Origin of the sequence: Prevotella sp. oral taxon 313 (genome assembly GCF_003043935.1) — a bacterium.
Lineage (GTDB): Bacteria > Bacteroidota > Bacteroidia > Bacteroidales > Bacteroidaceae > Prevotella > Prevotella jejuni.
In genome coordinates this window covers 41713-56040 of the sequence record NZ_PYXE01000002.1, presented here as the reverse complement: position 1 = coordinate 56040, position 14328 = coordinate 41713, and the positions used below count along the sequence as shown (strand labels likewise).

Here is a 14328-nt window from a genome sequence, read left to right as displayed (position 1 = left end):
AACCAATAATTATGGCAAAGACATTAAAGAAATGGCAAGGCTGGTTGCTCTTCGGAGGAGCAATGGTTCTCGTGTTCATTCTTGGACTGCTCTGTTCTTCAATGCTTGAAAGAAGAGCTGAGGTTGTAAGTGTGTTCAACAACAGACGTACACCGATGACTGACTCCATTGTATCTCAGAATGAGAAATTTGCAGCTGATTTCCCACGTGAATATCAGACGTGGGCAATGACAGAAGACACAAGTTTCGTGAGTAAGTACAATTCTTCCCAGGAAGTAGATGTACTGGCTGAGAGACCCGAAATGGTTATCCTATGGGCTGGCTATTCTTTCTCAAGAGGGTATAATACACCACGTGGACACCGTCATTGTATTGATGACTTACGTAAGATTATGCGTACAGGAAGTCCAGGTGTTGATGGACAAGATGACATACAGCCAGGAACCTGTTGGACCTGCAAGGGTCCTGATGTTCCACGTCTAATGCGTGAGAAAGGAACTGATAAATTCTATGCTGCCAAGTGGAGCGACTGGGGACCAGAGGTCATGAACACCGTCGGTTGCTCAGACTGCCATGATGCAAGGACGATGGAACTTCGTCCCGCTCGTCCTGCTCTCTATGAGGCATGGGCTCGTGTCGGTAAAGACGTGAGAAAAGCCAGCCATCAGGAGATGCGTAGCCTGGTCTGCGCACAGTGCCACACGGAATATTACTTCGAGAAAGAGAATGGTAACTATCTACATTTCCCTCAAGAAAAGGGTATGACGTGTGAGGCAGCAGAAGAATACTACGATAGTATTGGCTTCTATGATTACATTAATCCACTATCAAAGGCGAAGATTTTAAAGGCACAGCACCCTGGTTATGAATTGTATTTACAGGGAATCCATGGACAGCGTGGTGTTTCATGTGCTGATTGTCACATGCCTTACATCTCTGAGGGTGGTGTGAAATATACAGATCACCATATTACAAGTCCATTAGCAAACATCAGTCGTACTTGCCAGACTTGTCACCGTCAAGATGCTGAAACACTTCGTCAGAATGTATATGAGCGTCAACAGAAGATTTATGACTTCCGTACTCATGTTGAAAGAGAACTTGCTGCAGCACATATTGAAGCTAAATTTGCATGGGAAAAGGGTGCAACTGAGGCTGAGATGGAGCCTGTTTTGAAAGATCTTCGTAAGGGTCAGTGGCGTTGGGATTATGCTGTAGCCAGCCACGGTGCTGCTTTCCATGCTCCACAAGAAGTAATGCGACTCCTTGGAAGTGCAATGGAATATGCAAAGGATGCACGCTTACAGATCGCACGTGTAGTTGCTCGTCACGGCTTTACAGGACAGATTCCTCTTCCTGACGTTTCTACTAAGGCTAAGGCACAGTCTTACATTGGCTTAGATATGACTAAGCTTAATGCACAAAAGAAGCAGTTCCTTGACACTATCGTTCCGAAATGGATAGAGCAGGCACGCAAGAATAAGCGGTTTATAACTAAACCGATGTAAACAAACTTACACACAGGATTCCTTCCCATTAGGGGAGGAATCTTGTTCAGTAAAATAGGAATACTCTATTTGAAGAATATTCTTGTATCCTAATATTTTATATATCAAAACGAAATCATTTATCTGCTCGTACTTCACAAACATAAAATAAAGTTTTCAAGACCTTATTAATAGTGGGGGAGAGCCTCTTTTACTATGTGGAATAAACCTTATACACTTAGAGAAGGTACAGCAATAGTCGTTGGTTTATTGGTTACAGGTGGATTATTACAGGTAACAATAGGTCCCTTAGAGTGGGGTATCTTTGCTTGGCCAGCCAACATTATTACATTATTCTTACTCGTACTGGCACTTATCATAGTCTATGCACTTCGTAAGCGGTCTTATTTCTGTCGTTTCATGTCAACCATGCAGGCTGCTATCCCAGCAATTGCTGCTGCAGCAATACTCACTCTCCTTATGGGACTTACCAAACAAGTAGCAGAAGGAAAGAGTCCTGTTGACCCGCTTGGACTGACAAAGATGCTCAATTTCTGGCCGTTTATCCTTGTTTACCTATGGATGACAGCCATTGTAGGAGAAGTCACATTAAATCAAATTGCTCATTTCTCTTGGCGTCGACTACCAACCTTAACGAGCCATGTGGGCTTATTTATTATCCTCACTTGCGGTACACTTGGTAGTGCTGATATGCTTCGAGTGAAGATGTTCTGCGAACAAGGACAGGTTGAGTGGCGTGGTCTTGATGCTTTTAGTGCTGTTCATCACCTCCCTGTAGCAATTCAATTAGATAAGTTCACTATTGATGAATATCCTCCGAAGCTGATGCTTATCGACAAGATGGGACTTCCGCTTCCAAAGGGAAAGCCAGAGAATATCCTTTTAGATAAGAATGTAAAGTCTTGTCAACTGTTAGATTGTAAGATTGAGGTTCTCAAGCGCATTGATAATGCTATGCCAGTTATGCTTAGTAAGATGGTTGGTAAGATACCTGGTGGTATGATGGGCAATATTCGTATGGACTCTTTAGGACAGGCACGTAATAAGGATGGCTATATAGCTTCGGATGCTACAGGTACAGCATGTGCGTTATATGTAAAGGTAACAATAGGTGTAAATGCTAATGGAAGCAGTGATTCTGGTTTAATTAAAGGTCAGCAACATACTGTAACTGGTTGGATCACTTGTGGAAGCTATCTTTTCCCTTATCAATCTTTGAAGCTTATTGATGGTAGTAGATTGGTTATGCCCAATCGTGAGCCACGTCGTTTTGCCTCTCTTGTAGACATCTATACACAAGATGGAAAGAATATTCATACCGAGATAGAAGTAAACAAGCCATTTACCATTAATGGATGGAAAATCTATCAACTTAGTTATAATGAGCAGATGGGCAAATGGAGTAATCTAAGTATCTTTGAATTAGTAACAGATCCTTGGATGCCAGTTGTTTATGTCGGTATATTCATGTTATTATTTGGTGCTGTAGGAATGTTTTTAACAGCAAGTCGTAAGAAGGAGGTTAAGCTATGATTTGGAATTATTTTATTATATTTGCAGTCGTATCAGTCATTCTGTGGGCTATAGGAGCATGGGGTGCATGGCGTAACCGAAGAACCTTAGCATTTGTTACAACAGGACTTGGTCTTGCAGTTTTCTTCTCCTATATTCTTATTATGTGGATAACACTGGAGCGTCCACCGCTCCGTACGATGGGAGAAACACGCTTATGGTATAGTTTCTTCCTACCATTAGCAGGTGTAATAGTCTTTAGTCGATGGCAGTATAAGTGGATATTGAGTTTCTCAACACTGCTTGCCACAGTTTTTGTATGTGTCAACCTCTTCAAACCAGAGATTCATTCCAAGACGCTCATGCCTGCTTTACAGAGTCCATGGTTTGCCCCTCATGTCATAGTCTACATGATGGCATACGCTCTCTTGGGTGCAGCAGTTGTCATGTCGGTCTATCTATTATTCTTTAAGAAAGGTTCAGACATAGACAAAGAGATGGAGATAACCGATAACCTCGCCTACGTTGGACTATCATTTATGACACTTGGCATGCTGATGGGAGCTTTGTGGGCCAAGGAGGCATGGGGACATTATTGGTCATGGGACCCCAAAGAGACATGGGCTGCCATCACTTGGCTTGCTTATTTGGTCTATGTACACTACCGCCAATACCATTCTCGCACTGTTCGTCCAGCTTTATGGATACTTATCATAGCTTTCTGTCTACTACAGATGTGCTGGTGGGGAATTAATTATCTTCCTTCTGCGCAAGGTGTCAGTGTCCATACATATAATCTAAGTTAGAGTTAGGTTTATTACCATTCATTTAGACTTAAAAAAATAACACTGTATCAAGAGTTGCAACATAACTTTTGATACAGTTTTTTTCGACTTATACGATAGTTGAAGAGATAAGATTTGTTTGAAAATAATGAGAATAACATTAATAAAAAACACAAAAAAAGTTTTTAGTAGAGTTGCTGTCATTTTAACATTTACAATTAACTATCTGAATATAAACAATTTACTCATTCGTAAAGTATGACAGATATGACAGCAAAATTATTTTGTCTTTTCTTCTGCCTATAAGAAATTAATGGTACAGCCGTGGTAAACAAACATACTATCAACCATCAAGCATCACACCTCTCTCTCCGAATATCATTCTTACAATCAGAACATTCTTTCTATCTACATTGTCAACTCCTTGCTCTATCACATTATTGAAATAAAAAAGAAAGTAGGGTTGCAAAAAATGAAAGATGTGCGTAAATGAAAAGAAGAAGATCATGTTATACCATATATTTAACCTCTTTATATCATGTAAAGAGAGTAATGAGTTATGAAACTTTCTCATGTTATAGCAAGTATTTATTCTCTTTATAACCTATCAACACCTATATGAAACTATATTTTTATCAAAAAGCTTTGTTCTTCCATATCTTTTTTATACTTTTGGCAGCTGAAAAAGCTAAAAAAAGATGAGACAAATCATTAATCACTTCACTGATGATGACCTGTACAAGTTAACGATGTGTTGTGCAGTCATTGACAATTACCCACGTGCACACGTATGTTATCAGTTCGTAGATCGTGATGATACGGTATATCCCAAAGGCTTCGCACAGGAAGTGGAGCACCAGATAGAATTACTGGAAACAGTCATTATAACCGATGAAGAGATAGATTTCCTAAGAAAGAAGTGTAATTATCTTCCCGAATGGTTTCTAACCTATCTCCGTGGCTTCCGCTTTTCACGCGATTGGGTCAAGGTTTGGCAAAATGAAGAAGGTCATCTTCATATTGAAATAGAAGGTTTATGGGCAGATACTATTCTGTTAGAGGTGAAGATACTTGCTATCATCTCTGAGTTATTCTACATGTTTAACAAGCAGGCACAGGAGTTTGATTATCAAGAACTTTATGACAACACTTACCATAAGACAGAGCGTTTACTTGAAGCAGGCTGTGTCTTTTCAGACTTCGGTACTCGCCGCCGTGCCAGTTTGGTAGCAGAAGAAACTGCTGTGAGAGCCATGAAGGATTGTTATGATAGTAAAGAGTGGAAGGGACGATTTGTCGGTACAAGTAATATTCACCTTGCAATGAAATACGATCTGACACCAGTCGGAACAATGGCACACGAGTTTATCTGTGCTATCGGTGGTATGTTTGGTCCTCAAATGGCCAATTACATGGCAATGGAGGCCTGGCGTCGGACTTATCGTGGAGCGTTAGGAACCTATTTGTATGACTCTTTTGGCTGGGACATCTTCTCTTACAATTTCTCAGAAGACTTTGCTAATCAATTCAAGGGACTACGCATAGACTCTGGTGACAATTTCGAACAATTAGAGAAAATCATAGCGAAATATAAGTCTTTTGGCATCGATGCACGTGACAAACAGGTGTTATTCTCAAACGCATTGGATACTGACAAAGCAATTGAGATACAGCATTATGCAGAGAATCGTGTGAAACCATCGTTTGGTATTGGTACTCATTTCACTAACGATTTCCCACATGTAAAACCAATGAACATCGTTATCAAACTTGTTGCAGTTAAGATAACTGAGCGGTGGCCATTCTATAATGACACTTGCAAAATATCTGAAGATAAAGGAAAGCATACAGGCAAACCAGAGGTTATACAGCGCTTTATGGAGGCTATTCACTATAAAGAATAAGGTGATTTATTCTTTACTAAAATAGTTGACAATAACTTTGTCAACTATTTTAGTATAGAATTGTACTATAGAACTTACCCAAGTAAGTTAGTTATCAGCTTCTCACGGCATAACACTCACAGACAGTGATAGACCTTTCTCCTAACATTCTCCTTTGGTATTATGTTTCATCACGCATCATTTTATAGGCAGAAATCTATGGTGCTAACGTTATGCAACATGCATATTGATAGCATAGCACCTTACAAGCTCTCGACGTAAACATATCAATTGAACGTTAGAAGAGAACAAAGTAATCCTAATCTATCAGTATTAATATGATGAGAAGATTCATTGTCTTAAATGTAAGACACGCTTCCTATCCCTTTAATCCAACATGATTCATTGGGTTTAGATGAATTAGCGTACAAATACAAACTCCCCCTACTGCCCATACAAGCAATAGGGGGAGCTATTTTTTAATACTTATAGGAAGTGTAAGCCACAAAGACGTTTAACTCTCAAAGAAGTATTATGCCCCTACGACTTATTTAGCAGACTCCTCAATACGTTTCAATCCCTTTTGATAATATACATAATAGAGTAATCCGGCTGTTGTTAAGCCAAATGGAAAAGCATACCAGATACCAATGAGCTGATAGTTCATAACCACTCCAAAGAGATAACCCAATGGCAATGAAACGATAAAGAAGGCAACGAAGGCTATCCATATCAATGGTTTCACAACGGCTATACCACGCATGGCATTCGCATAGTTACACTGCATTCCGTCTCCAAACTGATAGATCATAAATGGTATAATAGTCATAGAAACCATCGATACTACCTCAGAACTGTCAGTAAATAGTCCTCCGATACTATGACGGAAGATAAAGACAGGAATTGAAGTCAGCATGGCCAAGAAGAAGACAAGGTGTATTCCAGCTGTTGCCGTACGTTTCACAGCCGTATAATCTCGCTGTCCCATGAAGTTACTGATACGTACAGCTACAGCTGCAGCAAGACCATAATAAATCATATAACCCAATTGCGAAATCGTAAGCATAACCTGATGTGCTGCTAAGGCAGTTGTCCCAAACCAACCAACCATCAGACTTGACAAGCTGAAAGCGGCTGTCTCCATACCCATTTGTAGTGCAAGAGGTAAACCAAGTACGGTAACTTGCTTGAAATCAGTGCGATTGATACTCCCTTGACGCCATCCTTTTCTATATTCCTTATATCGCTTGCTAAAGAAGAAGATGCTAACCATGACGATAGCTATTACGATACGAGAAATCATAGTAGAAAGTCCTGCTCCAACCAAGCCCATCTCTTCCATCCCCAGATGGCCATAGATAAGAACCCAATTACCAAACACATTCATGATATTTCCCCCGATTAAAATCCACATAGCTACTCGCGTATCGGTAATACCATCAGTGAATTGTCGGAAGGTATTAAACCAACAGACAAAAGGAAGGGACACAAGCTGAATGACAAAGTAAGAGCGCATAAGGGGCAACAGCTCCTCTGGCTGTCCTAAATTACCAAGATTAATATACAATACCCACATAATAGCCGATAAAAACACAGCCATACAAGTGTTTGCGGCTACTGCACTTTTCATGAGTTCGCCAATACGATGCGTCTTCTCTTGACCATATAACGTACCGACGAGGGCTGTAATAGCGTATGTGAAACCCACAGCAAAGATAATGACCAGCGTAAACATATTATTGACAAATGCCGCTGCTGCCAATTCCTTTGTGCTATGATGTCCAATCATTAGCGTATCAGCAAAATTAAGAATAAGGTTTCCTAATTGTCCGATAATAATTGGAACACCTAAATAAGTAAGGTTTCGATAGTGTGTTTCGTACTTTGAAAATTGATATGACATACTATTTATTGCTATTATATTATCCTAAGTGCGCTGCAAAGGTACGAAAAATAACTGTATTTTCATGCGTTTTTCTTAAATTACTTACTCTTCTAATGATAATAACACGATATTGTTAATAGAATAGAACGTTATTTCCTGTATAAGTAAAACGTGTCTGTCCGATCCATGATAACCTCTATGTTAATGAGTGAACCACCCCGAATGTTAACTAACACGTAGATCATTCTAATTTATTATCATGAAGAGAAATGATTATTTACATGACAAGAAACATTTATCTTCATGAAAATAATTCGTAATAAACTGTTTTTAAGGATTATGTAAACTTTAGAGAGGAAGAAAAAATACAAACAAAAGGAGGGAACCAAACGGCTCCCTCTTAACAATAAAGTATGTGTATCAATGATTTACAAGTCGAACTTGTAGCCTAAAGTAATCTGGAATACGCTGTTCTTAGCGTCACTCCATTTTAGAGCCTTGCTTACACCCCAGTTATAACGAGCGTCAAGCTGGAAATTACTGTATTCGTAAGAAAGTCCAACAGGAATAGAAACGTCTACAGACTGTGCCTTGATAGGGTTGTCAACGGCATTAAGATTATTTTTTTTAATCTTATTGCTCACATTAAAACCAGGCTGGACACCCAATTTTACAGCAAGACCTTTAACAACATAAACGTTTGCCATGATAGGAACATTAATGTAATCAAGGCGGTTTGTAGCATCATTAGAATTACCGATATTACCTTTTGCACCCTGCATAGAGTAGAGTACGCCTGCACTTACAGAGATGATGTCACTTGCCTGATACTCACCTTCAACACCAGCTACAACTCCTACGCGAGGATCAGTGCCCTTGAATTCTGTGAGATTAGCAATACTAACACCAACTTTTGGCTGGAGGTTGAATGAACCAACTGCGTGCTGTGCGAATGTAGATACTGATGAAAGCATCAGTGCAGCTACAACTAAAATCTTTTTCATAACTCTTTGTTTTTTTGTTAAGTATATTCTTTTCTATAGTTATCCTTTATTTCACCTCTCTCCGTAGGCTTTTTAATTCCTTAAAAGAGACGTTCTATATTGAATACTCTTGTTTATTACGGGCGCAAAGTTAAACGAAACTGATGCAATCACAAAGGTTTTCGTGTTAAATAGTACTTATATCTTTCAAGGAGTAATAAATTACATAGAAAAAGGTGGGTTGAGAAGAAATTTCTTTTCAATCCACCTTATTATAAAGCTTACACTGTCCTTTATAATCTCTAAGGATTATCAAAGACTTAATACTTCTTCACCTCGCAGCTTAATGACTTGCCCTCAGAGAGTTCTTTCACACTGCTAAGGGTTGAGACTGCAATATTGTAGAGTGCTTCCTTGGTAAAGAAAGCTTGATGAGAAGTTAGTACTACATTTGGAACCATGAGCAAACGAGCCAAGACATCATCATCAATCATCTTGTCGCTCTTGTCCTCATAGAAGTATTCCTTCTCTTCTTCGTAGACATCAAGACCTGCTGAGCCCACCTGCTTAGTACGCAATCCCTCGATAAGATCCTCTGTATGGATAAGCTGACCACGGCCAGTATTGATAATCATCACGCCCTTCTTCATCTTAGAAATGCTCTCCTTATTAATTAGGAACTTAGTATCAGGTGTCAAAGGACAGTGAAGAGAGATAATATCACTGTTTGCATAAAGTTCATCAAGCTGTACAATCTTAACATCATATTGCTTAGCAAACTCCTGATCTGGGTAGAGGTCGTATGCCATAACATTCATTCCGAAGCCGTGCAAAATCTTAATAAGTTCCTTTGCAATACGGCCCATACCAACAACACCAGCTGTCTTACCATACATATCGAAGCCCAACAGACCGTGTAAGGTGAAGTTTCCTTCACGTGTACGGTTCACAGCACGATAAATCTTACGGTTAAGACTCAACATCAAGGCTACGGCATACTCTGCAACAGCATGTGGAGAGTAAGCAGGAACGTGTGTTACTTTAATACGACCCTCGGCAGCCTTGAGGTCAACATTATTGAAACCAGCACAGCGAAGAGCAACAAGTTTGACTCCATTGTTCACCAACTCGTCAATAACCTGTGCGTCACACTCTGCATTAACAAAGATACATACCACGTCAGCACCCTTTGCCAAAGGTACTGTACTTATACTAAGACGCTCTTGATAATAGCGAATATCGAAATTATAATCCTTGTTTACCTCGTTGAAAGACTCAATGTCATACGACTTTGCGTCGAAAAATGCTATCCTCATTGCTATTTACCTAATTTGAATTAATTATTATATGTACTATAAATAATCCCTTTCTTTTTGATTGTCAAGGGATTTCTTTATTCGTTTACGACCTCAGGTAATCTCTTATATCTAAGTTATTCAACTTAAATACTTAGTCCAGTGCAAAGGTACATATAATTTGTAATACTTGCAAATATTTACCTTTTATAGATCAAGGAGAATGGTCAACATTATTATAGACGAGGAGTTGATGAGATTCTAACGGTTGGCTTTTCTATTATGGCTTAATAGCTATGGTGGCAGTAGGCATCTTCTATAAAACAAAACTTTCATATTAATCCATTAATTTATCATTCTTTCTTAACTAATTAAGTGTGAAATGTTTATATTAACATTCTGGTAAGAATACAAGCACAGGACGGAAGGAATAATTGTTGCTTGTTTAGTGGCTCCATTCCTATCATTCTAAGCCTTATTACGCCTAAAGAGTAAAAAATCAGCTAATAAGATTGTTGTTTATAATTGGAAATCTTTATCTTTGCCTTGTGAACTGTTTATCATCAAACTAATCATCTTTCTATATGGTTAAGAAGTAATGCGATAGGATTAAACTGCATAGAAATGAAGCCAAACATAAACTGAATAAAAGAAATGAAGACCCTTAAATATTATCTCAAAGGAATACTCTGCATAGTCTTTTCACTACAAGCAACTATATTGAATGCGCAATTAACGGCAAAAATTATGCATATTCAAGACGGGATTGTACAAAGTTTTTATGCGTTACCTGACCACCACTCACAACAAAAGAACACTTATTGTCATTTAGGACGTACGATAACAGTGAACGGCAAGACATACCCTTTCTATGTAAAAGTAGAGGATAATGCCAGTATTCGGAGGTTTATAAATCCCAAGGACACGGCAGACTATAAACAATACATTAATGAAGACTTTGCATTAGATGCTCAGAAAGGCATTTATAAGTATGATTTAGGACTATCACCATTTGAATATACTTACGATAGAAACATCGTTTCATCATCAGGTTGTTGGTATTATTCGAAAAAAGATTATAAACAGCTCATTGCTTGTTATTACTTTTCTGGGGATGTGATTCTATATCATGTGGATGTAAAAAAACGGGATGTAGAGTCGCACTATTGGGTTAACAGAATGCTTCAACAGAAGACTTTTATAGTTATCAAAGAAGCAACAATGTTGAAGTATATTCCTTTGAAAATTACAGAGTCTATGGGTTTGAGGTACATACCTATCTTTTCTATATTTCGGGTCTTAGATGAGTGAAAGAAAGAAAACAGGGAATACCAACTTTTAAGCAATGCGTTTAGCTATTAGTTCAGTGTCCTTAAAGCAGCTTACGCAAAAGTTTAAGACAGTCATCTACTTACGAGTCAGCCATACACTCCCATGCGTTTCCAAGCAAGCAAAGCTATACTAAAATCTTATATTAGAAGTATAAAAATAGAAAAAACACATATAAGCCATTCTACAAGCATCAGACTAACCTCAAGACATGTTTTTTTATTGATTTTCAACAGCATTATTACAGAAAATTATGTAAATTTGCATTCATATTAAAGATATTCAACACACATAGAAACCGTGAATAATTCATCCACCATAAAGGGTTATGGCTATGCCAGCCTATCTGCAATAACATTCGGTACAATACCGCTTTTCTCCATTCCGGTAATGGAGTCAGGTATGTTACTGCCGTCAGTATTGATCTATCGATTTGCTTTTGGATGTCTCTTTATGATGGCTGTCCTCCTATGGCGTAGGCAGAATCTACATATACGATGGGGAGATGGGCTCCGTATTACGTTCCTTTCTATCCTTTATGCAGTGTCGGCAGTATGCCTTTTCAGCAGTTACGAATATATGCCAGGTGGTGTAGCAACAACGTTGTTATTCTCTTATCCTGTGTGGACAGAGATACTCCTCATCCTTTTCTTTAATGAGAAGCTCACAATTCGCATATCTTTAGCTATTTTACTTGCCATTGCTGGAGTGGCTTTTCTTGGTGGGATAGGGCATACAGATGGTATTAAATCGATGTGGGGCGTCACTCTTGCAATGTCGTCAGGACTGTTATATGCCATCTATATGGTACTTTTCCCCAACATGCGTATCAGTAAACTACCAGCCTTGAAGGTTAATTTCTATATCTTCTTTATGGCAATGTTGCTACTAATTCTTTATGCGACATTTACGACAGGAGGCGTACAGAGAATCACTACTGCCGACTCTTTCCTGTCATTGATACTATTGGGTTTAATCCCAACTACTATCAGTAATGTTACCTTAGTACGCTCTTTAACCTTGATTGACTCAGCCAGTGTGGCCATCTTAGGTGCTTTTGAACCATTGACAGCAATGACAATCGGTATTGCACTCATGGGCGAACCACTTACGACATCAGTCGTTATTGGTAGTGTACTCATCATAACCTCCGTAATACTCCTTATCACAAAGGGCAAAACCTTACCTAATCCTCTTAGAAAATTTGCCAATCATGAAGAATAAAAACATCCTTTGGCATATCCTTGCCATTGCCATCGTTGCCGTATGGGGCACGACCTTTGTTAACACAAAAGTACTTTATAACAGTGGGTTAACACCGTTGGAAATCTTCTTCCTACGCTTCGTCATTGCCTATATCTGTATATGGTTTATCTCGCCGCGCCAGCTCTTCTCTCGTACATGGCGTGATGAATTAATCATGGTTTTATTAGGTATTACGGGCGGATCAGTATTCTTTCTCGCAGAAAACTATGCCGTAGGACTAACTTATGTCAATAACGTTAGTTTCATTGTATGTACCGCTCCATTGCTCACCGTACTACTCGGTATAACCTTTGTAAAGAGCATCAAAGCAAGTTGGTCGCTGATTCTTGGTTCTTTGATAGCGTTATTAGGAGTAGCAACTGTCATCTTCAATGGTAGTTTCGTACTCCACCTAAATCCATGGGGCGACCTCCTCACCTTATTAGCATCGCTATGTTGGGCAGTTTACTCCTTGTTGATGAAGAAGATTTCACATAGTTATTCTGCAGTATTCATCACCCGTAAGATATTTTTCTATGGGCTTGTGACAGTACTGCCAGCCTTTCTCTTTGATCCATGGACGGCTACTACCTCTATGCTTCTTACGCCGAAAGTAATCCTAAACCTATTGTTCCTCGGTCTTGTAGCCTCTTTCCTCTGCTTTGTACTGTGGACATTAGTCATTGCGAAGATTGGTGCTATGACCTCATCAAACTATCTTTATCTTAACCCTATCACCACAGTAGCGGCCAGCGCTATCTTCCTCAATGAGCCAATGACGGCCATAGCGTATGTGGGAAGCGCATTGATTCTGATAGGTGTAGCTGTCTCGAATAAATAAGATAGGGGATTTCAGCTCATTAAGAAGACACTATCTCTCGTCAACTCGACCACAGATTAGAAATATCATGCACTGACATAAGAACAAAGTCTTTGAATAATTACTTAATCATAATATGAAGAAAATAGCATTAATCACTGGTGCAACCAGTGGAATTGGCAAAGCTTGTGCACGTAAGTTTGCACAGGGTGGATACGATGTCATCATTACTGGGCGTAGAGCCCAGCTCCTTGCAGACCTAAAGAAAGAGCTTGAAGCAATCGGAGTAAGGGTGCTCGCACTTGCCTTCGACGTATGTAATCGTAAAGCGGCTACTGCAGCTATCAAAAGTTTACCATTAGAATGGCAGCAGATTGATGTCTTGATTAATAATGCGGGCTTAGCACTTGGCTTAGAACCAGAGTATGAAGGGAGCTTTGAAGACTGGGACATGATGATTGATACAAATATTAAAGGACTCCTAACCATGACCCGTCTTGTCGTACCAAGGATGGTAGCTCGTGACTGTGGACACATTATTAACATCGGTTCTGTTGCTGGTGATGCTGCTTATGCTGGTGGTAATGTCTATTGTGGTACGAAAGCTGCGGTTAAGGCTATTACCGACGGACTTCGTATCGACCTTGCACACACCGCTGTACGAGTAACGAATGTGAAACCAGGATTGGTTGAGACCAACTTCTCTAACGTGCGTTTCCATGGTGATGATGCCCGAGCAGACAAGGTGTACGAAGGAGTTAAACCTCTTACAGGGGCTGACATTGCTGACGTAGTATTCTATGCTGCTTCCGCTCCTGCCCATGTTCAGATAGCTGAAGTGCTTGTCCTTGCAACCCATCAGGCAAGTGGAAGTGTGCTACATAGAGAGACTAAGATGTAACCACATTCTTCTTTAGCTCCTTGTTAGCTTACTTATATTATCTACACAGAGATTTTGTATCTGCTCGAAGATGAGATAAAAAGATACAATCATTATGAGGATGCAAGTTTATACGCCTATTGCAAATGTATAAAAGTAGACGTATAAACCTGTATTCTCATTGTTTTTATTAAGGACAGAAG

General features: G+C 39.3%; 11 protein-coding genes. 8 read left to right on the top strand and 3 right to left on the bottom strand.

The genetic code is table 11. The features are described 5' to 3' along the window. Positions 1 to 11: 11 nt before the first annotated feature. The 4 genes from nrfA to pncB all read left to right on the top strand — a co-directional run bounded on the left by nrfA (position 12) and on the right by pncB (position 5709). Complete coding sequence (nrfA, locus tag AXF23_RS14350; protein ID WP_004361116.1) at positions 12 to 1508, top strand: ammonia-forming cytochrome c nitrite reductase; 1497 nt, start codon at positions 12 to 14, stop codon at positions 1506 to 1508. A 195-nt stretch (positions 1509 to 1703) separates the two neighbouring features. Then, complete coding sequence (locus AXF23_RS14345) at positions 1704 to 3041, top strand: cytochrome c biogenesis ResB family protein (protein WP_107625947.1); 1338 nt, start codon at positions 1704 to 1706, stop codon at positions 3039 to 3041. Continuing rightward, on the top strand, positions 3038 to 3826 hold the full coding sequence (ccsA, locus tag AXF23_RS14340; RefSeq protein WP_107625946.1) for a cytochrome c biogenesis protein CcsA: 789 nt from the start codon (positions 3038 to 3040) through the stop codon (positions 3824 to 3826). The genes AXF23_RS14345 and ccsA overlap by 4 nt, the downstream gene beginning before the upstream one ends. A gap of 677 nt (positions 3827 to 4503) precedes the next feature. Further along, positions 4504 to 5709, top strand: coding sequence for a nicotinate phosphoribosyltransferase (gene pncB, locus AXF23_RS14330; RefSeq protein WP_107625944.1), 1206 nt, complete (start codon positions 4504 to 4506; stop codon positions 5707 to 5709). Between the two features lie 526 nt (positions 5710 to 6235). Here the strand turns inward: pncB and AXF23_RS14325 are convergent. The 3 genes from AXF23_RS14325 to AXF23_RS14315 form a co-directional block, all read right to left on the bottom strand. Continuing rightward, the gene (locus tag AXF23_RS14325; protein WP_107625943.1) at positions 6236 to 7591 is read right to left on the bottom strand and encodes an MATE family efflux transporter; all 1356 of its coding nucleotides are present in this window, start codon (positions 7589 to 7591) and stop codon (positions 6236 to 6238) included. Positions 7592 to 8001: 410 nt separating this feature from the next. Further along, on the bottom strand, positions 8002 to 8577 hold the full coding sequence (locus AXF23_RS14320) for a porin family protein (RefSeq protein ID WP_107625942.1): 576 nt from the start codon (positions 8575 to 8577) through the stop codon (positions 8002 to 8004). Between the two features lie 299 nt (positions 8578 to 8876). Further along, a complete protein-coding gene (locus tag AXF23_RS14315; protein ID WP_199222214.1) occupies positions 8877 to 9872 on the bottom strand; it encodes a 2-hydroxyacid dehydrogenase in 996 nt (331 codons plus the stop codon). A gap of 633 nt (positions 9873 to 10505) precedes the next feature. Between AXF23_RS14315 and AXF23_RS14310 the strand changes: the two genes are divergently transcribed. From AXF23_RS14310 to AXF23_RS14295, 4 genes are all read left to right on the top strand, one after another. After that, positions 10506 to 11162: a hypothetical protein gene (locus AXF23_RS14310; protein WP_107625940.1), complete on the top strand. Its 657-nt coding sequence runs from the start codon at positions 10506 to 10508 to the stop codon at positions 11160 to 11162. 318 nt (positions 11163 to 11480) lie between these two features. After that, positions 11481 to 12404, top strand: coding sequence for a DMT family transporter (locus tag AXF23_RS14305; protein ID WP_009011139.1), 924 nt, complete (start codon positions 11481 to 11483; stop codon positions 12402 to 12404). Then, the gene (locus AXF23_RS14300) at positions 12394 to 13266 is read left to right on the top strand and encodes a DMT family transporter (RefSeq protein WP_370445517.1); all 873 of its coding nucleotides are present in this window, start codon (positions 12394 to 12396) and stop codon (positions 13264 to 13266) included. The genes AXF23_RS14305 and AXF23_RS14300 overlap by 11 nt, the downstream gene beginning before the upstream one ends. Positions 13267 to 13381: 115 nt before the next feature. Continuing rightward, complete coding sequence (locus AXF23_RS14295) at positions 13382 to 14146, top strand: SDR family oxidoreductase (RefSeq protein ID WP_107625938.1); 765 nt, start codon at positions 13382 to 13384, stop codon at positions 14144 to 14146. Positions 14147 to 14328: the final 182 nt, after the last annotated feature.